Source organism: Klebsiella sp. TF21-TM, assembly GCF_019753495.1.
In the GTDB taxonomy this organism is placed as follows: domain Bacteria; phylum Pseudomonadota; class Gammaproteobacteria; order Enterobacterales; family Enterobacteriaceae; genus Klebsiella; species Klebsiella quasipneumoniae.
Genome location: NZ_JAIJYL010000005.1, coordinates 48,375 through 66,690, shown reverse-complemented (window position 1 = coordinate 66,690; position 18,316 = coordinate 48,375). Strand labels below are relative to the sequence as shown.

At 58.1% G+C, this 18,316-nt stretch carries 22 protein-coding genes and 1 tRNA gene; 10 read left to right on the top strand and 13 right to left on the bottom strand.

The window, feature by feature from the left end:
• The first annotated feature begins 101 nt into the window (after positions 1-101).
• Both fetA and fetB read left to right on the top strand, forming a co-directional pair.
• Complete coding sequence (fetA, locus tag K5R89_RS06535; RefSeq protein ID WP_023288661.1) at positions 102-779, top strand: iron ABC transporter ATP-binding protein FetA; 678 nt, start codon at positions 102-104, stop codon at positions 777-779.
• Positions 766-1,548 carry an iron export ABC transporter permease subunit FetB gene (gene fetB, locus K5R89_RS06530; RefSeq protein ID WP_004204721.1) on the top strand — a complete coding sequence of 261 codons (783 nt, stop codon included), beginning with the start codon at positions 766-768 and terminating at the stop codon, positions 1,546-1,548. Before fetA ends, fetB begins: the two co-directional genes overlap by 14 nt.
• Positions 1,549-1,629: 81 nt before the next feature.
• Here fetB and K5R89_RS06525 read toward each other — a convergent pair whose 3' ends face one another.
• The 3 genes from K5R89_RS06525 to tesA are packed head-to-tail and all read right to left on the bottom strand — an operon-like array spanning position 1,630 to position 3,965.
• Positions 1,630-2,484 carry a co-chaperone YbbN gene (locus K5R89_RS06525; RefSeq protein WP_023288662.1) on the bottom strand — a complete coding sequence of 285 codons (855 nt, stop codon included), beginning with the start codon at positions 2,482-2,484 and terminating at the stop codon, positions 1,630-1,632.
• A 58-nt stretch (positions 2,485-2,542) separates the two neighbouring features.
• Positions 2,543-3,352, bottom strand: coding sequence for an SDR family oxidoreductase (locus K5R89_RS06520; protein ID WP_217259253.1), 810 nt, complete (start codon positions 3,350-3,352; stop codon positions 2,543-2,545).
• Entirely contained in the window at positions 3,342-3,965 is a 624-nt protein-coding gene (tesA, locus tag K5R89_RS06515; RefSeq protein WP_044521318.1) for a multifunctional acyl-CoA thioesterase I/protease I/lysophospholipase L1, read from the bottom strand. The genes K5R89_RS06520 and tesA overlap by 11 nt, the downstream gene beginning before the upstream one ends.
• Between tesA and ybbA the strand changes: the two genes are divergently transcribed.
• Positions 3,936-4,622 (top strand): putative ABC transporter ATP-binding protein YbbA, encoded by a 687-nt coding sequence (gene ybbA / locus K5R89_RS06510; protein WP_032454210.1) that lies wholly within the window; start codon positions 3,936-3,938, stop codon positions 4,620-4,622. The genes tesA and ybbA overlap by 30 nt on opposite strands.
• Positions 4,619-7,033, top strand: a complete 2,415-nt coding sequence (gene ybbP / locus K5R89_RS06505) for a putative ABC transporter permease subunit YbbP (protein ID WP_217259252.1) — start codon at positions 4,619-4,621, stop codon at positions 7,031-7,033. Before ybbA ends, ybbP begins: the two co-directional genes overlap by 4 nt.
• On the opposite strand, the gene K5R89_RS06500 is transcribed toward ybbP, so the two are convergent.
• Positions 7,010-7,123, bottom strand: a complete 114-nt coding sequence (locus K5R89_RS06500) for a hypothetical protein (protein ID WP_048296901.1) — start codon at positions 7,121-7,123, stop codon at positions 7,010-7,012. The genes ybbP and K5R89_RS06500 overlap by 24 nt on opposite strands.
• A 91-nt stretch (positions 7,124-7,214) precedes the next feature.
• On the opposite strand from K5R89_RS06500, the gene K5R89_RS06495 reads away from it, so the two are divergent.
• Positions 7,215-8,360: a porin gene (locus K5R89_RS06495; protein ID WP_032454269.1), complete on the top strand. Its 1,146-nt coding sequence runs from the start codon at positions 7,215-7,217 to the stop codon at positions 8,358-8,360.
• Positions 8,361-8,477: 117 nt separating this feature from the next.
• Here K5R89_RS06495 and mnmH read toward each other — a convergent pair whose 3' ends face one another.
• The 6 genes from mnmH to ppiB all read right to left on the bottom strand — a co-directional run bounded on the left by mnmH (position 8,478) and on the right by ppiB (position 13,002).
• Positions 8,478-9,554, bottom strand: a complete 1,077-nt coding sequence (gene mnmH, locus K5R89_RS06490; protein WP_217259251.1) for a tRNA 2-selenouridine(34) synthase MnmH — start codon at positions 9,552-9,554, stop codon at positions 8,478-8,480.
• 111 nt (positions 9,555-9,665) lie between these two features.
• Positions 9,666-10,733, bottom strand: coding sequence for a 5-(carboxyamino)imidazole ribonucleotide synthase (gene purK, locus K5R89_RS06485; RefSeq protein ID WP_044521324.1), 1,068 nt, complete (start codon positions 10,731-10,733; stop codon positions 9,666-9,668).
• A complete protein-coding gene (gene purE, locus K5R89_RS06480; protein WP_004151322.1) occupies positions 10,730-11,239 on the bottom strand; it encodes a 5-(carboxyamino)imidazole ribonucleotide mutase in 510 nt (169 codons plus the stop codon). The genes purK and purE overlap by 4 nt, the downstream gene beginning before the upstream one ends.
• A 96-nt stretch (positions 11,240-11,335) precedes the next feature.
• Complete coding sequence (locus K5R89_RS06475) at positions 11,336-11,674, bottom strand: hypothetical protein (RefSeq protein ID WP_072413891.1); 339 nt, start codon at positions 11,672-11,674, stop codon at positions 11,336-11,338.
• Between the two features lie 107 nt (positions 11,675-11,781).
• Complete coding sequence (gene lpxH / locus K5R89_RS06470) at positions 11,782-12,504, bottom strand: UDP-2,3-diacylglucosamine diphosphatase (protein ID WP_023288671.1); 723 nt, start codon at positions 12,502-12,504, stop codon at positions 11,782-11,784.
• Positions 12,505-12,507: 3 nt separating this feature from the next.
• A complete protein-coding gene (gene ppiB / locus K5R89_RS06465; protein WP_217259250.1) occupies positions 12,508-13,002 on the bottom strand; it encodes a peptidylprolyl isomerase B in 495 nt (164 codons plus the stop codon).
• A gap of 175 nt (positions 13,003-13,177) precedes the next feature.
• Here ppiB and cysS point away from each other — a divergent pair, with 175 nt between their 5' ends.
• Positions 13,178-14,563, top strand: coding sequence for a cysteine--tRNA ligase (gene cysS / locus K5R89_RS06460; RefSeq protein WP_217259249.1), 1,386 nt, complete (start codon positions 13,178-13,180; stop codon positions 14,561-14,563).
• A 45-nt stretch (positions 14,564-14,608) separates the two neighbouring features.
• On the opposite strand, the gene ybcJ is transcribed toward cysS, so the two are convergent.
• Positions 14,609-14,821: a ribosome-associated protein YbcJ gene (ybcJ, locus tag K5R89_RS06455; protein ID WP_004143016.1), complete on the bottom strand. Its 213-nt coding sequence runs from the start codon at positions 14,819-14,821 to the stop codon at positions 14,609-14,611.
• Position 14,822: 1 nt separating this feature from the next.
• Positions 14,823-15,689 carry a bifunctional methylenetetrahydrofolate dehydrogenase/methenyltetrahydrofolate cyclohydrolase FolD gene (gene folD / locus K5R89_RS06450; protein WP_004143017.1) on the bottom strand — a complete coding sequence of 289 codons (867 nt, stop codon included), beginning with the start codon at positions 15,687-15,689 and terminating at the stop codon, positions 14,823-14,825.
• 340 nt (positions 15,690-16,029) lie between these two features.
• On the opposite strand from folD, the gene K5R89_RS06445 reads away from it, so the two are divergent.
• From K5R89_RS06445 to uraH, 3 genes are all read left to right on the top strand, one after another.
• A tRNA-Arg gene (locus K5R89_RS06445) sits at positions 16,030-16,106 on the top strand.
• 370 nt (positions 16,107-16,476) lie between these two features.
• Positions 16,477-16,770 carry a hypothetical protein gene (locus K5R89_RS06440; RefSeq protein WP_048334252.1) on the top strand — a complete coding sequence of 98 codons (294 nt, stop codon included), beginning with the start codon at positions 16,477-16,479 and terminating at the stop codon, positions 16,768-16,770.
• 394 nt (positions 16,771-17,164) lie between these two features.
• Positions 17,165-17,566, top strand: coding sequence for a hydroxyisourate hydrolase (gene uraH / locus K5R89_RS06435; RefSeq protein ID WP_008805473.1), 402 nt, complete (start codon positions 17,165-17,167; stop codon positions 17,564-17,566).
• Positions 17,567-17,644: 78 nt separating this feature from the next.
• Here uraH and K5R89_RS06430 read toward each other — a convergent pair whose 3' ends face one another.
• Entirely contained in the window at positions 17,645-17,815 is a 171-nt protein-coding gene (locus K5R89_RS06430) for a hypothetical protein (protein WP_023288674.1), read from the bottom strand.
• Positions 17,816-18,139: 324 nt separating this feature from the next.
• Between K5R89_RS06430 and K5R89_RS06425 the strand changes: the two genes are divergently transcribed.
• Positions 18,140-18,280 (top strand): hypothetical protein, encoded by a 141-nt coding sequence (locus K5R89_RS06425; protein WP_217259248.1) that lies wholly within the window; start codon positions 18,140-18,142, stop codon positions 18,278-18,280.
• Positions 18,281-18,316 lie beyond the last annotated feature (36 nt).

Sequence of the window (18,316 nt, the reverse complement as noted above, 5' to 3'; positions counted from 1 at the left end):
GGAAATAGCGCATGTTTAAATTGAGTATATCTTTCTCCTCATCCTGGAGAAAGGAAAGTGGGGTAAACTAGCGGTGTTTCAGAAAATAATCAGGAAGACTCATGAAGGAAAATAACGCGCTTTTGCGTCTCGAGGATGTGGGATTTAAGACCGACGACGCAGTTATTTTACATAATATCAACCTTCAGCTCAGACCCGGGGAATTCAAGTTGATTACCGGGCCTTCCGGCTGCGGGAAAAGCACCTTGCTGAAAATTATCGCCTCGCTGCTCAGCCCGACCTCCGGACGTCTGTTTTTCGACGATGCCGATGTCGCGACGCTGTCGCCGGAAAGGTATCGCCAGCAGGTCTCTTATTGTGCGCAGACGCCGGCGCTGTTCGGGGATTCGGTTTACGATAACCTGATTTTTCCGTGGCAGATCCGTAATAAACAACCGGATCCGCAGGCGCTGGTGGCCGATCTGCAGCGCTTTGGTCTTGGCGAAAATATGCTGGAAAAATCGATTAACGAACTGTCGGGCGGTGAAAAGCAGCGCGTATCGCTGATCCGCAATTTACAATTTCTGCCGCGCGTGCTGCTGCTGGACGAAATTACCAGCGCGCTGGATGACAGTAATAAACAGAATGTGAATGACATTATTCATGGCTACGCGACGGAAAAACAGGTCGCTGTTCTATGGGTCACCCACGATCGCAATGAAATTTCGCATGCCGATGAAGTAATTACGCTGCAACCTGCCGGCGGAAACATGCAGGAGGCACAGCATGAACGGGCATAACATTACGAACGAATCGCTGGCGCTGTCGATGGTGCTGGTGCTGATCGCTATTCTGGTGAGCTATCGGGAAAAGCTGGCGCTGGAAAAAGATATTCTCTGGAGCATCTGCCGGGCGATCGTGCAGCTGATTATCGTCGGCTATGTGCTGAAATATATCTTTAACGTCAACCATGCGGTTCTGACGCTGTTGATGGTGCTGTTTATCTGCTTTAACGCGGCGTGGAATGCCAAAAAGCGCAGTAAATATATCGATAAGGCGTTTGTCTCGTCATTTATCGCCATCACCACCGGCGCCGGGCTGACGCTGGCGGTGCTGGTGTTCTCTGGATCGATAGCCTTCGTGCCGATGCAGGTGATTCCGATTGCCGGGATGGTGGCCGGGAACGCCATGGTGGCGGTGGGGCTGTGCTACAACAATATGGGCCAGCGCTTCAGCAGCGAGCAGCAGCAGATTCAGGAGAAGCTCAGCCTCGGCGCGACGCCGAAGATGGCCTCGGCGCGGCTGATCCGCGACAGCATCCGCGCGTCATTGATTCCCACCGTCGATTCAGCGAAAACGGTCGGCCTGGTGAGTTTGCCAGGGATGATGTCGGGACTAATTTTTGCCGGTATTGACCCGGTGAAGGCGATTAAGTACCAGATCATGGTAACTTTTATGCTGCTGTCGACCGCCAGCCTGTCGACGATTATCGCCGGCTATCTGACCTACCGGAAGTTCTTCAACGCCCGCCATCAGCTGGTGGTGACGCAGCTGAAAAAACGCCCGTGAACGATCCCGGGTTACTAAGGCTGCGTTGCGCCTCGTTCGCATAGCCCGGATAGCGCAGCGCTATCCGGGGCAGGCAACGAATTAGTACAGCAGCGAATAGAGCTGACGGCGGTATTTGGCGGCCAGCGCATCGCCGGTACCGAGGGCGGCGAGGATCTCCTGCAGCATCTTGCGCGCCTGGCCGTCGCCGGCGCCTAAATCCTTCTGCAGATGGCTGAACAGCAGCGCCAGCGCTTCTTCGTTACGCCCGACCTGATGCAGCTGTAGTGCCAGCTGGGAGGCCAGCAGCGCATCCTCCGGATTCTGTTCCACCTGCTGCTGCAGCTGCTGGATTTCCGGCGTGTCGGCGGCCTGTTTGAGCAGCTCAATCTGCGCCACCAGACCCTGATAGTGGGTATCCTGATCCTGCAGCGGGATGGTTTTCAGCACGCTTTCCGCTTCATCGGAACGGTGCAGGGCAATCAGCGTTTCCGCCAGCAGCAGGCCAATCTGGCTCTCCTGATTCGACAGCTGCCAGGCTTCCTTCAGCAGCGGCAGGGCATCGGCGTATTTTTCTTCCTGCATCAGGGCCAGCGCCTGCTGAGCTTTCAGCTCCTCTTCGCGGGGCAGGACTTTATCCAGCAGGGCGCGGATCGCTTCTTCCGGCTGCGGGCCTTCAAAACCGTCCACCGGCTGGCCGTTCTGGAACAGATAAACCGTAGGGATGGCGCGCAGACCAAACTGTGAAGCGAGCATCTGCTCAGCGTCGCAATCGACCTTCGCCAGCGTAAACTGGCCATTGTATTGCGCGGCCAGACGCTCAAGAACCGGGGTCAGCTGTTCGCAGTGCTGGCTGCGGGCAGACCAGAAGTAAAACAGCACCGGGACGTTCATAGACTGCTGTAGCGTCTGCTGCAGGTTCGCTTCGCTAATGTTGACAATATTCTGTTCGGACATGGGCATTTCTCGTTAGTCGATTTCTGTTTTACATGGGGGCGGCATTCCGCGCTTCAACTCAGCCGTGGATAATTTTGTCCATCGCGCGGGCTGGCAGCAGGCGTTTGAGCAGCGCCACCGCGTGGGTGACCAGGGTGACCGGGTAGCGCAACTTCGGCTTATCGCTGGTAAAAGCGTGGCGCACTTTTTCCACCACCGCCTCCGGCCCGAGGGTAAAACGGGCGGCGATGCCCGGGTTTTCAACGGGCTTGTCGCTTTGCGTCTGATTGACGTTATCGGTAAAGCGGGTGCGGATCGGGCCCGGTTCAATCAGGCTGACCTGAATACCGCTGTGGCGCAGCTCCATGCGCAGCGCATCGGACCATGCCTCAAGGGCATATTTGCTGGCGGCGTAGGCCCCACGGCCGGGGCTGGCGATAAGCCCCATCACCGAGGAGGTCATCACGATGCGCCCTTCGCCGTGCGGGGTCATCGCCGGCAGCAGCAGCATGGTGAGCTGATGGGCGCCAAAAAAGTTGGCGGAAAACTGCTGTTCCATCTGCTGGCGGCTGATGGTGTTCAGCGGGCCATAGACGCCGTATCCGGCGTTATTGAACAGGCCGTAGAGACGATTATCGGTCAGCGCAAGCACCTCCGCCGCCGCGCGCTCCACGCTCTGCGGGTCGTCCAGATCGAGCAAAATACCGGTTAGCCCCAGCTCCTGCATTCGCGCCACGTCCTCCGCTTTGCGGCAGGCCGCCAGCACGCGAAAGCCCTCGCGGGTTAAATCCAGCGCGCTTTCCAGACCAATTCCGCTGGAACAGCCTGTCACTAAAACCGTTTTTTGCATAACTTTACCTGTCAGCGACCCCTGGCGTTCAGGAGTCATGATTAACTAAGGGAGCCAGCCGGTTCGCCATCCAGTCGGCGATAAACGGCTGCGCGTCGCGATTCGGGTGAATGCCGTCGTCCTGCATCCACTGGGGTTTCAGATACACCTCCTCCATAAAAAAGGGCAGGAGAGGAATAGCGAACTCTTTGGCCAGGGCCGGGTAAATCGCGCCGAAGGCTTCATTATAGCGGCGGCCATAGTTCGCCGGCAGGTGAATTTGCATCAGCAGCGGTTCGGCGTTGGCCGCTTTGATCGTCTGAATGATGGTGCGCAGCGTCTGCTCGGTCTGCTGCGGCGGAAAGCCGCGCAGCCCGTCGTTGCCGCCGAGCTCAACCAGCACCCAGCGCGGCTGATGCTGCTTAAGCAGCGCTGGCAGACGGGACAGTCCCTGCTGGGAGGTATCGCCGCTGATGCTGGCGTTCACCACCGGCGTTTTCGCCTGCCACTTCTCATTGAGCAGCGCAGGCCACGCGGCGTTGGCCGCCATCCGATAGCCAGCGCTCAGGCTGTCGCCGAGGATCAGCAGCGTGTCCGCCGCCATCGCGCGGCAGGTAAACAGGAACAAAAACAGGAAAGGCACATGCCAGCGGAAAACATACTTGAAGTTCATCATCTTAAGAAGTCCGTCGGTCAGGGGGAGCATCAGCTCACCATCCTTACCGGAGTTGAGCTGGTTGTCAAACCGCGGCAGACCATCGCCCTGATCGGCGAGTCGGGCTCCGGTAAATCGACCCTGTTGGCGATCCTCGCCGGCCTGGACGATGGCAGCAGCGGGGAAGTATCGATGCTGGGCAAACCGCTGCATCGGATGGATGAGGAGGCGCGGGCGGCGCTGCGGGCGCAGCACGTCGGTTTTGTATTTCAGTCGTTTATGCTGATCCCAACGCTCAACGCCCTGGAGAACGTCGAGCTGCCGGCGCTGCTGCGCGGCGCCAGCGATAGCCAGAGCCGGGGCGATGCCCGGGCGCTGCTTGAGCAGCTGGGGCTTGGCAAACGCCTGCACCACCTGCCGGCGCAGCTCTCCGGCGGCGAACAGCAGCGGGTGGCGCTGGCCCGGGCCTTCAATGGGCGTCCGGCCATTCTGTTCGCCGATGAGCCCACCGGCAACCTCGATCGCCAGACCGGGGACAAAATTGCCGATCTGCTGTTCTCGCTTAATCGCGAACACGGCACCACCCTGATCCTCGTCACTCACGATCCGCTGCTGGCGGCGCGCTGCGACCGCCGTCTGCGCCTGGTGGATGGCCAGCTGCGGGAGGAAGCATGATCGCCCGCTGGTTCTGGCGCGAATGGCGCTCGCCGTCGCTGCTGATCGTCTGGCTGGCGTTAAGCCTCGCCGTGGCCTGCGTGCTGGCCCTGGGGTCGATAAGCGATCGAATGGAGAAAGGCCTCAGCCAGCAAAGCCGTGAGTTTATGGCGGGCGACCGGACGCTGCGCAGTTCGCGCGAGGTGCCCGCTGAGTGGATCGCGCAAGCGCGGAAGTCAGGGCTGAGTGTCGGCGAACAGCTGAGCTTCGCCACCATGACCTTTGCGGGCGATACGCCGCAGCTGGCGGACGTCAAGGCAGTGGATGACCGCTATCCGCTGTATGGCACTCTCGAGACGCAGCCGCCGGGGCTGAAGCCCCGGGCGGGCAGCGTCCTGCTGGCGCCAAGGCTGATGGCGCTGCTGAACCTGAAAACCGGCGATACGATTGACGTTGGCGACGCCACGCTGCGCATTGCCGGGGAAGTGATTCAGGAGCCGGATGCGGGGTTTAACCCCTTCCAGATGGCGCCGCGGCTGATGATGAATATGGCCGACGTGGCAAAGACCGGCGCCGTGCAGCCCGGCAGTCGCGTCGCATGGCGTTATAAGTTCGCCGGCGACGCTGAACAGCTGGCCCGTTATGAGCAGTGGCTGCTGCCGAAACTCGGCCCGGAGCATCGCTGGATTGGTCTTGAACAGGACGACAGCGCACTGGGCAAATCCCTCGAACGCTCGCAGCAATTCCTGTTGTTATCCGCGCTGTTGACGCTGCTGCTGGCCGTCGCGGCGGTGGCCGTGGCGATGGGCCACTACTGCCGCAGCCGCTACGATCTGGTCGCCATACTCAAGACGCTGGGCGCCGGACGGGCGCAGCTGCGCAAGCTGATTGTCGGTCAGTGGCTGCTGCTGCTGGCGCTGTCGGTGATAACCGGCGGGGTGGCGGGGCTGGCGCTGGAGCGCCTGCTGCTGCTGGTGCTCAAACCGGTTCTGCCCGCCGCGCTCCCGCCGGCCAGCGGCTGGCCGTGGCTGTGGGCGGTGGGCGCGACCGGCGTGATTTCCCTGCTGGTGGGCCTGCGGCCGTATCGGCTGCTGCTGGCGACCCTGCCGCTGCGAGTGCTGCGCCAGGACGTGGTGGCCAGCGTCTGGCCGTTAAAAATCTGGATCCCGACGGTCAGCGCCGTGGTGGTGGGCCTGCTGGCGTGGCTGATGGGCGGCAGTCCGCTGCTGTGGTCAGTGCTGGCCGGGGCGGTGGTGCTGGCGCTGCTGTGCGGCCTGGTGGGCTGGGGATTGCTGTGGCTGCTCAAACGCCTGACGCTCAGCGCCTTGCCGCTGCGTCTGGCGGTGAATCGCCTGCTGCGCCAGCCGTGGTCGACCCTCAGCCAGCTGGCGGCGTTTTCCCTGTCATTTATGCTGCTGGCGCTCCTGCTGGTGCTGCGCGGCGATCTGCTCGACCGCTGGCAGCAGCAGCTGCCCCCGGAGAGCCCGAACTACTTCCTGATCAATATCGCCCCTGAGCAGATAATGCCGGTGAAGACCTTCCTCGCCGAACATCAGACGCGGGCGGCGGAATTCTATCCGATCGTCCGGGCTCGTCTGACGCAGATCAACGGCCAGTCCACGGACGGGAATAAAGACGAAGCGCTGAATCGCGAGCTTAATCTCACCTGGAGCGAACAGCGTCCGGATCATAATCCGCTGGTGGCCGGCAGCTGGCCGCCGAAGCAGGGCGAGGTATCGATTGAGGAGGGGCTGGCGCAGCGATTGGGAGTGACAATCGGCGATACGGTGACCTTTAACGGCGATACGCAGGAGTTCAGCGCGAAGGTGAGCAGCGTGCGCAAAGTCGACTGGGAGAGCCTGCGGCCAAACTTCTTCTTTATTTTCCCCACCGGGGCGCTGGACGGGCAGCCGCAGAGCTGGCTCACCAGCTTCCGCTGGGATAACGGTCCCGCGATGTTGACCCAGCTGAACCGCGAGTTTCCCACCGTCAGTCTGCTGGATATTGGCGCTATCCTGCGCCAGGTCGGCCAGGTGCTCTCCCAGGTCAGCCGGGCGCTGGAGGTGATGGTAGGCCTGGTGACGGCCTGCGGCGTGCTGCTGTTGCTGGCGCAGGTGCAGGTCGGTATGCGTCAGCGTCATCAGGAGCTGGTGGTCTGGCGCACGCTGGGGGCCGGGAAATCGCTGCTGCGCGCCACGCTGTGGGCGGAGTTTGCCCTGTTGGGGCTGGTCTCCGGCCTGGTGGCGGCGATAGGCGCCGAAGTGGCGCTGGCGATGCTGCAGACCAAAGTCTTTGATTTTCCCTGGGCGCCGGACTGGCGGCTGTGGGTGATGCTGCCGCTGACGGGAGCGGTGTTGTTATCCCTGTGCGGCGGCGGGCTGGGGCTGCGTTTATTAAAAGGAAAAGCGCTATTCCGTCAGTTTAGCCAGTAAGAATATTACATGTTGATGATGCGCCGCCGTTTTTGGCGGCGCTTTTATTTTAAGCGCACAAATTGATAAATCATTGATTTTTAAGCGCACGAAACATTAAAAACCCAGCAACACGCTGTGCTGATTCGCGGTTAATATTCAACTGGAAAATATAAGGTTGCTTATTAATCAAGGAAAAACTATGGCACACACAATAAAAACGCTGGCGATCTCGATCGGCGCAGCATTAGCGTTAACGTCATTGGCTGCCCACGCGGAGATCACCCTGCTAAAACAGGATCCGCAGGCGGGGGATCCGTTAAGCCGGCTTAACTTTACCGTCGGCGGAAGTATCCGCCCGCAGTTCAATATGATGACCGGCGACGGGGATAAAGGCTCCTATAAGCGCAACGGTTTCGACGGCGGCACCCGCTTTCGTTTCGCCGCGGACTACTATCTGTTCGATGATATTAGCTGGATCAGCTACTACGAGCTGGGGGTGAATATTCCGGCGCTGTTCGACTGGGATAATCACTACGCGGAAGGGGCGAACAATACCACCCGCCGCATGCTGTATACCGGCCTGAAAAGCGATACCTGGGGGACGTTAACCTACGGTCAGCAAAACAGTATTTACTATGATGTGGTCGGGGTGAAAACCGATATCTGGGACTACGATATGATTGCCCAGGCGCCAGGCAACGGTATTAACGGCGATTACGATGGCTCTTATCGTTCACGTAATATGCTGAAATATAAGAAAACCGTTGGCGATGTCGATCTTTACGGCTCCTATCTGTTCGAAGACAGCGAATACCTGCCGGGTAATGGTCTGCGCTATAAACGTAAAGGCGGCGGTTCTGTTGGCGCGGACTACCACATCATGAAGGATCTGACCTGGGGGACCGCGTGGAACTACACCCGCGCCGAAATGCGCGACCCGTCAAGTTCCGACAGCAAAACCTATGACCAGAACATCGTCGGTACCGCGCTGAGCTGGACCCCGGATAACTGGACTTTCTCCTTTGGCGGCGGCTGGTATCAGAACTTCCTCACTACCAAAAAAACCGATGTCCATAATTACTTCGCCGGCGACGCCTGGGGGATTGAATATTTTGCGGGCTATAAATTCCCGATCAATCAATATGCCGTTAAATCTATTCAGCCGTACTTTATGGGCGACCGTCTGGAATATGTGAACGGCCGTAACTACCAGCGTATTGATAACGGTCTGGGGATCAGCTTCCAGCTGGATTATGGTTTCCGCGTTGACTACGAGCACGTGTTTACCTCCAGCACCGACAACCTGGGCGATATGAACCTGGTGCGTCTGCGCTACGACTTCTAAGCGGAAACCATTCCCCGGTGACGCTGCGCTTACCGGGGCTACAGGTTCACCGCCGTCTGCGGACCCGTAGCCCGGCTAAGGCGTTTACGCCGCAAGCCGGGACAAGAGAGGGTGTGATTACTCCGCCAGCCAGGCGGCGACCTCCTGCCAGTTGCCGCGAAAAATAATCTTCCCGGCTTTTTTCCCCAACTGATAGCGATACATCGGGTCGTAGTATTCTTCCAGCAGCGGCACCAGCCAGGCGAAGTGCGCCTCGGTGTCGGCGGTTCTCTGCTGTTCAAGCAGCGCTTCATCAAGCCTGGCGGTGAGCTGAGCAAAACGCTGCAGTCCCAGGCGACGGCGGATGGCGAACAGGCCGTGATGCAGATACTCGCCATATGCCTGCCAGCCTTTCTCTTCGCCATAGGCGGCGATAAAGTCGCGATACATGCGATCGAAATACTCCTCGCGCAGCCGTTCGAGGCGAACGTCAAACGGATCTTCCACCACCGCCAGCGGCGATTGCGCCATGCGGATGCGCAGGCACTCCGGCAGATGGTTGGCGCCGATCATGTGGCCTTCATCTTCCAGCACCCAGCGCGTCTGCTGTTCGGCTTTTTTGAGCAGGCTAACCGCCAGATGGTTTTCAAAGGTGGCCTGCGGATGCTGCGGCTGTAGCGTGCGGCCAAACGAAGAGCCGCGGTGGTGGGCATGGCCTTCCAGATCGATACCGTCCGGGCGCGAGCAAACCAGCTGGGTTTTGCCGTTGCCGGTGCAGCCGCCAATCAGCACGATCGGTCGCTGTACCAGCGCGTCGGTGGCCTGGATCGCCGCCTGGCGCAGCGCTTTATAGCCGCCGACGATCAGGGGGTAATCCACACCAGCTTCTTTCAGCCACTGCTGGACGATATGCGAGCGCTGGCCGCCGCGAGCGCAGCACAGGAAACCGTGCGGGTAATGAGCGCACGCTTCCAGCCAGGCCTGGATCCGGCTGGCGCGCAGGTCGCCCTGGACCAGCTTATGGCCGAGCGCCAGCGCCGCTTCCGGCCCCTGGCGCTTGTAGCAGGTGCCGACCGCGGCGCGTTCTTCATCATTCATCAGCGGCAGGTTGATCGCCGCCGGCATCGCGCTTTGGCTAAACTCCACCGGGGCGCGCACGTCAATCAGTGGCGTATCGCTGGCGAGAATGGCGCGATAATCCGTCCCATTGGTCATGGGGTATCCTCTGAAGTCAAAACAGAAATGGGCTTTACAGCAAGGGGGGGATTGTACGCGCCTCAAGGTGTGCCGGGGAAGGGGATAGATCAAATCCCCGGCACGAAGGGCTTAGCTGAGCTGCGCCTGCGCCCAGACGATACCGCTGGCGTATTCCGCTGGCAGCAGCGGCTTCAACGCTTCCAGCGTCGCGCTCAGACGGTCTGTATCGCTGTCGGTCAGGTTCAGGTGGCCGACTTTACGACCCTGGCGCACCTCTTTATCGTACCAGTGCAGGTGGACCAGCGGCAGCTTCAGCCAGTCGTAATTGAGATCGGTGCCGATCAGGTTGATCATCACCGACGGGCTGTTAACCACCGGCGGCGGCAGAGGAAGGTCGGTCATCGCTCGCAGATGCAGCTCAAACTGGCTGATGGAGGCGCCATTTTGCGTCCAGTGGCCGCTGTTGTGTACGCGCGGCGCCAGCTCGTTGATCAGCAGCCCCTCGGCGGTGACGAAGCACTCCATCGCCATCACGCCGACGTAGTTCAGCTCGTTCATGATCGCCGTCAGCATGCTTTCCGCTTGCTCCTGCTGGCGGGCATTGGCCTGCGGGAAGGCGACGCTGGCGCGCAGAATACCGTCCTGATGCAGGTTGCGGGTCAGCGGGTAGAAGACGGTGCTGCCGTCATGGGCGCGGGCGCCTACCAGCGACACTTCGCCGGAGAAGTTAATCCCCTGCTCGACGATGCACTCGCCGTAGTTATCGTCCGGTAGCTGATCGATCTCGTTTTCCCGCAGACGCCACTGGCCGCGGCCGTCGTAGCCGCCGACGCGACGCTTAACGATCGCCAGTTCGCCAAGGCGGGCAAACACCGCCGGCCACTCGCTTTTATCCGCCAGCAGCTGCCACGGGGCAGTGGCGAGGCCCAGCTTATCGAACAGCTGCTTTTGCGTCAGGCGATCGGCGATAATCGGGAAGACGTCGCGGTTGACGAACGCCGGGTGGCGGGCCAGCTCGCGGGTGAGGGCGGTTTCCGGCCAGCGTTCAATTTCTGCGGTGATGACGCTCTGCTGGAACGGCACCGCTTCCGGATCGGCTTCCAGCCCCACCGGCCAGACGGCGATACCCAGCGGCTCGCCGGCCTGGCGCAGCATACGGCCTAACTGGCCGTTACCGAGCACGCATACCTGTTTCATGCCGCACCCCGCGGGTCCGGGTTATCCAGCACTTCATCGGTTTGCGCCTGACGCCAGGCGCTCAGGCGCTGGTGGAGTTCAGCATCATGCTGGGCGAGGATCTGCGCGGCGAGCAGACCGGCGTTTGCAGCCCCGGCTTTGCCGATGGCCAGGGTACCGACCGGAATACCGCGCGGCATCTGCACAATGGAGTAGAGGCTGTCGACACCGCTTAAGGCCGCGCTCTGAACCGGTACGCCGAGCACCGGCACCAGGGTTTTCGCCGCAATCATGCCCGGCAGATGCGCCGCGCCGCCTGCCCCTGCAATAATCACCTGATAACCGTGGCTTTCGGCGCTTTCAGCGAAGCTGAACAGCTTATCGGGCGTGCGATGGGCGGAGACCACTTCGACATGGTACGGAACGTTCAGGGCATCAAGGATTTCTGCGGTAAACTGCATGGTAGCCCAGTCGCTTTTGGACCCCATCACGATGGCGATACGCGCCGAATTATTGCGGGAAGACATGCGTCTTAAAACTCCTGTGGGTGTGTTTCACACTGCTTTAGAGGCCACAGAGAATAGCATGAACTGCCGGCAAGGAAAACGGTTGCGTGCGCATGGTTAGCCGTCTTTTGTCTCGCTTATCGAGGACGGCGATCGCGGCTTATCGACACTTCTCTCATTCATGATACAGGTGATAAGCAGCACGAGCCCCCAGGGGAGCATCAGGGCGCCCATGATCAGTAAAAAGATCTGTACTGACCGGCTCTCGTGAGGGCGGGTGCAGAGCAAATAAATGGCATAGAAATAGATGGCCCACGCCAGCAGGGCGCACCAGACAAACGTCAGCGTGTTGCCGAGAGCGACGCCGATTAAGGCGATATAGCTTATCCCTAACGGATTGAGGAGCGCGAGGATCATTCCCCAGATCAGCGGCGGGCTCCACTTTTTCCTGTTCATGCTCGTTCCTTGAGAGTGATGTCGAGGAAGACTAGCATGCGGAATGCCGGGAGGCGCATACCTCCGCCCGGGCAAAAGGCGGTTTCGGAATTATGCTCGCGCAGGAATTAGAACGGAAAATAGAGCAGTTCGACGTCGTCCTGCGTCACCTTGACCATCGATCCTTCGCTGTGCCAGGCGCCAAGCACCACGCGCCATGCGGGCTGGCCGTTGGCCTGCAGGTCATGGACCGCCGGGCGATGGGTATGGCCGTGGATCAGCCACTGCACGTGATGCCGCTCCATCACGTCAACCACCGCCTGCGGATTCACATCCATAATTTCCATTGATTTGCTGCTGTTGGCGGCTTTGCTGTCGGCGCGCATGCGGGCGGCGATACGGCGGCGGATAAACAGCGGCAGGGCCAGGAACAGGCGCTGGATCCACGGGGTGTGGACTTTCGCGCGAAACGCCAGATAGCCCGGGTCATCGGTGCACAGCGTGTCGCCATGCATAATCAAGACTTCACGGCCATAGAGGTCCAGTCGCTCTTCTTCGGCGAGCAGGATCATCCCGCTCTGGCGGGCGAAGCGCTGGCCGACGAGAAAATCGCGGTTGCCGTGAATGAAGTAGCAGGGCACGCCGGCGTCGACGACGGCTTTGATTGCCGTAGCGATTTGCTGATGCAACGGGTTCGGATCGTCATCGCCGATCCATGCCTCGAACAGATCGCCAAGGATATACAGGGCGTCCGCCTGACGGGCTTCCCCCTGTAAAAAACGCAGAAAACCGGCGGTGATCGCCGGTTCTTCTGTTTGCAGGTGCAAATCTGCAATAAAAAGTGTCGCCACGAATTACTCGCTGACGGTGACGCTTTTGATGATCACATCGTCTTTCGGCACATCCTGGTGCATGCCGCTGCGGCCGGTGGCAACCGCTTTGATTTTATCAACCACGTCCATGCCTTCAACCACTTCCGCGAAGACGCAGTAGCCCCAGCCCTGCAGGCTTTCGCCGGAGAAGTTCAGGAAGTCGTTGTCAACCACGTTGATGAAGAACTGCGCGGTTGCAGAGTGCGGCGCCTGAGTACGGGCCATCGCCAGCGTGCCGCGGGTGTTTTTCAGACCGTTGTTCGCTTCGTTCTGAATCGGAGATTTGGTCGCTTTTTGTTTCATGCCAGGTTCAAAACCGCCGCCCTGAATCATGAAGCCGTTGATAACACGGTGGAAAATGGTGTTGTCGTAGAAATCTTCGCGGCAGTAGTCCAGGAAGTTTTTAACTGTTTCCGGCGCTTTGTCGTCAAACGTTTTGATTACGATATCGCCATGATTGGTGTGGAAAGTAACCATTTTTGCATCCTGTTCCGATGAGTGTGGTGCCAGCACCCGGTGTCGGGTGAGATATAGGGGGGTGTTATAGCATAACCGCGGGGGTCGATGCACCTTGCAATGTGTGCTGCTTCCTGTGTGAATTATGGGTATTATAGAGGCTTCATTACCCACACACGTCTACACGGAATCTTCGATGTTAAAAATTTTTAATACACTGACGCGCCAGAAAGAGGAATTTAAACCTATCCATGCCGGGGAAGTCGGCATGTACGTGTGTGGTATTACCGTTTACGATCTCTGTCACATCGGCCATGGGCGTACCTTCGTCTCCTTTGACGTTGTGGCGCGTTATCTGCGTTTTCTCGGCTATAAGCTGAAGTACGTGCGCAATATCACCGATATCGATGACAAAATCATTAAGCGCGCTAATGAAAACGGCGAAAGCTTTGTCGCGCTGGTCGATCGGATGATCGCCGAAATGCACAAGGATTTTGACGCCCTGAATATTTTGCGTCCCGACAGCGAGCCGCGCGCGACGCATCATATTGCGGAAATCATCGAGATTACCGAGCAGCTGATCGCCAAAGGCCATGCCTATGTGGCGGATAACGGCGACGTGATGTTCGATGTGCCGACGGACCCGAACTACGGTTTGCTGTCGCGTCAGGATCTTGATCAGCTGCAGGCGGGGGCGCGCGTCGACGTGGTTGACGTCAAGCGTAACCCGATGGACTTCGTTCTGTGGAAGATGTCGAAAGAGGGCGAGCCAAGCTGGCCGTCGCCGTGGGGCGCGGGCCGTCCGGGCTGGCATATCGAGTGCTCGGCGATGAACTGCAAACAGCTGGGCAACCATTTTGACATCCACGGCGGCGGTTCCGATCTGATGTTCCCGCATCACGAAAACGAAATCGCTCAGTCCACCTGCGCCCATGACGGCGAGTACGTTAACTACTGGATGCACTCCGGCATGGTGATGGTTGACCGCGAGAAGATGTCGAAATCGCTGGGCAACTTCTTTACCGTCCGCGACGTGCTGAAGTATTACGATGCGGAGACGATTCGCTACTTCCTGATGTCTGGCCACTATCGCAGCCAGCTGAACTACAGCGAAGAGAACCTCAAGCAGGCGCGCTCGGCGCTGGAGCGTCTGTACACCGCGCTGCGCGGGACGGACAAATCCGTCGACGCGGCGGGCGGCGAAGCCTTCGAAGCACGCTTTATCGAGGCGATGGACGATGACTTCAACACCCCGGAAGCCTACTCGGTGCTGTTCGATATGGCGCGCGAAGTAAACCGCCTGAAAACCGAGGACGCGGCCGCGGCGAACGCCATGGCGGCCCACCTGCGTAAGCTTGCGTCGGTGCTGGGGCTGCTGGAGCAGGAGCCGGACGCCTTCCTGCAGAGCGGCGCGCGGGCTGACGACGCGGAAGTGGCGGAAATTGAATCGCTTATCCAGCAGCGTCTGGACGCGCGTAAAGCGAAAGACTGGGCGGCGGCGGATGCGGCGCGCGATCGTCTTAACGAGATGGGGATCGTGCTGGAAGATGGCCCGCAGGGCACCACCTGGCGCCGGAAGTAAGTCATAAAAAAACGCCCGCTTAAGCGGGCGTTTTCCTTTTCGCGGTCAGGCCGTGACGGTTACGCTCTGGCCTTCAAAGCTCACCGTCTGACCGGCGACGATTTTGCAGCGTTTGCGGGTTTCCACCGCGCCGTCGACTTTTACCAGCCCGTCGGCGATGGCGATCTTCGCCTGGGCGCCGCTTTCGCTCCAGCCTTCCAGCTTCAGCAGGTCGCACAGCTCAACGTGCGGGTGTTTTCCTAAGGAAAATGTCGCCATCTCAGGCCTCCTCAACGTCGTGGTACTCTTCGCACGCCTGCAGCGTGTTCTGAATCAGGGTGGCGACGGTCATCGGGCCAACGCCGCCGGGCACCGGGGTGATGTAGGATGCGCGTTCAGCGGCATCTTCATACACCACGTCGCCGACCACTTTGCCGCTTTCCAGACGGTTAATGCCGACATCGACCACAATCGCCCCTTCTTTGATCCATTCGCCAGGAATAAAGCCCGGTTTACCCACCGCGACGATCAGCAGGTCGGCGTTTTCGACATGATGGCGCAGGTTTTTGGTAAAGCGGTGGGTGACGGTGGTGGTGCAGCCGGCCAGCAGCAGCTCCATGCTCATCGGGCGGCCGACGATATTGGACGCGCCAATGACCACCGCATTCAGGCCGTAGGTGTCGATATTGTAGCGCTCCAGCAGCGTCACGATACCGCGCGGGGTGCACGGCCGCAGGCGCGGCGCCCGCTGGCACAGGCGGCCAACGTTGTAAGGATGGAAGCCGTCGACGTCTTTATCCGGCGCGATGCGCTCGAGAACTTTGACGTTATCGATCCCTGCCGGCAGGGGCAGCTGAACCAGAATACCGTCGATGGTCTTATCGGCATTCAGGGTGTCGATAAGCTCCAGCAGCTCGGCTTCGCTGGTGGTTTCCGGGAGATCGTAAGAGCGGGAGACGAAGCCCACTTCTTCACATGCTTTGCGCTTGCTGCCGACATAAATCTGCGAGGCCGGGTTGCTGCCGACCAGCACGACGGCCAGCCCAGGGGCGCGTTTTCCGGCCGCAACGCGAGCCTTCACTTTTTCCGCAACCTCAGAGCGAACCTGCTGCGCAATCGTTTTACCGTCAATAATTTTTGCTGCCATCAGAGAGAGGATTCCATCTGTATCTTTACGAAAGGGGGATGAGGATATTTTGTCAGAAGCCGGCCTCGCTGTCAGTCCTCGTTTGATGTTTTATCCTGTCTGGGGCAAATTTAGCCGGTTTTTGACCCTTTTCATTGCATGGTTATTGGTGTATTGCGCCTGGCCACTCAGTCGATTTACTGGCGTAAGAGCCCCGGTGGTATGCTTCTTGTACAGTTGGCGGAGGATATTTCGCCAGCGTCGTATAAGCCCCGCAGTTTCCTGGCAAAATGGATTGACTCAACCGACGTGGACCGTATAATTCCAGGCGTTTCACTCCGCGAAGCACTCGCTTCTCAGGGCGCCCTTAGCTCAGCTGGATAGAGCAACGGCCTTCTAAGCCGTAGGTCACAGGTTCGAATCCTGTAGGGCGTGCCATTTTGAATCAAAACGTTATACCAATCTTCATCCAGACTATTTTCCTCTCTGTGTCGTCTTTGTGTCGCTGGCGGCAAAAATGGCGTCATTGTCATGGAGCTAGCGTCTCACACGTTACTATCCTGGATAGCGATTTTCCGTAATCTGGTCGCCTTATTGATTAATTTCATTTTCTGAAAAATATTTCCTCCTGCAATAAATGTTTGCAGGCAAATAATAAACAGGCTAACACTCTTCATAACTTTAATTTATGCTACCGGGGCTAGGTATCGCATTTTAAGCTGGCGCGAATGACAGTTGCTAAAGATCAATATTCAATGCTTTTTGAAAGCATACCCTCGATGTTCATCTTCGACCTGGAAAGATCCAAATGAACATCAAATTCGTCACCATCTCCGTATTCGCTGTTGTGTTTGTCTTTGCATCAGATATTTCTATCGCCAAATTGAATTCCTTAAGCGATGATCAGGTCAGGCAAAGAATTATTGATGACTCTGTCGCATCCTACCCCGGCACCTGTGCCTGTCCCTTCAATACCGCGCGGAACGGCAGCTCGTGCGGTGGCCGCAGTGCCTGGAGCAAAGCGGGTGGGTATTCACCCATTTGCTACAAGAAAGAGGTAACAAAGGAGATGGTGAAGGCGTGGCGACAAGAGAATCAATGATAACAATTAATATCTGCGCCAGGTGATTACTTCCACTGGAATAGTCGTTTAAATAATATTAAATGATTATTTCGAATACGGCAGGCCATTTTCAGTGAGCACTGTTTCTGTTAGAGGGGGGAGAGGCCACGGCGTATATTCTTTAACCTTGTGATATTTGACCCCAGCTACTCTATTTCCCCTCTCTGACAGTTTAAGTGCCCCGTATCCTGTTACGCAGAGCACGGGGTTACTTACACATAAGACACTTCCTCTTCTCACGACAAAACCGGTTTGGCGTGTTGTGTATGGAGACAGTCCCCATCACCGCAATCTGATAACAAAAAGTTTAATTTTTTTCCCCGCCGCGCTGACTATAGTTAGGGCACTTTCACTTGCCCAAAAGGTCACGATTATGAAATTAGTTATCGCCTCCGTAATTTCCCTGCTCAGCTTCAGCGCGCTGGCGGCGCCAGAGGGCACGCTCAGCGTACACATTCTTAATCAGCAAACCGGGCTCCCTTCGCCGGGGGTGCAGATTGAGCTGGATAAGCAGCAAGGGGAGAGCTGGCAGCATATCGCCACCGGCAAAACGGATGCCGATGGGCGGATTAAATCGCTCTATCCGCAGGCGGAAAATATGGAGCCGGGGGTGTATAAAGTGACGTTTAAAACCGGTGACTATTTTAAAAGCCAAAACATGAATACGTTCTTCCCGGTGGTTCCGGTTATTTTCAATGTCACAAAGCAAAATCAAAAACTGCATATCCCGCTGCTGCTCAGTCAGTACGGATACTCTACCTACCGCGGCAGCTGATGACCCAAGCCGTTATCCAGCCAACGCCTGCGCGTCTCCCGCAGGCGTCACCCTTTCCCCGCACAACGACGCCCACGCCTAACGCTTGGTCTCTTTCTCTTTAAAATGGTTAACGGCTTCGTCGTACATCGCCAGCAGGCCGGAAATATCGCCTTCATATTGCGGCACGCGCTGGGCGCGAACGAGCTCAATTATCAGCGCATAGGCTGCTTCTTCCGGGGCCGCATGTGGGTTGATCAGTCCAGACATATCACCTCCTTAACCGTGGGCCTTTAGCTTACCCCTCGCCGGGAAACCGCAACAGCCTGATATGCAACCAGCACCTCTTGTATGACTCTGTTGAAACTTCAGAGGCGAAGACCACGGCGGAAATCCATTGAATGAGGCGTTATCCAGGCCACTGGCGTGGCGGTTAGCGCTGCGTTTACACCGGCAGCAGGCTCATCATCAGCCAGGCGATAGCGATGCAGATGAGGGTCATCGACAGCACAAAATTCATGGTAGCTCCTCTTCATCCTTTCTTTACTCAGCGTAAATTTTGACAGCGCTGATCGCCTTTATCCTTGGCGATTTGTGCCGCTATCCAGCGGTGGGGGGGGGAAAGACGGCCTGTTTCCCCGGGAAGGCCAGCAAAATATCCTCTTTGTCAGCGTTATAGTGATGACATCAATGAATAAGCTGCATCACATTGGTTATGTTGGTCTTTCCGCCTGAAGAATGACTTCAGGTCGCTGATAAGCTGCTGGGGGA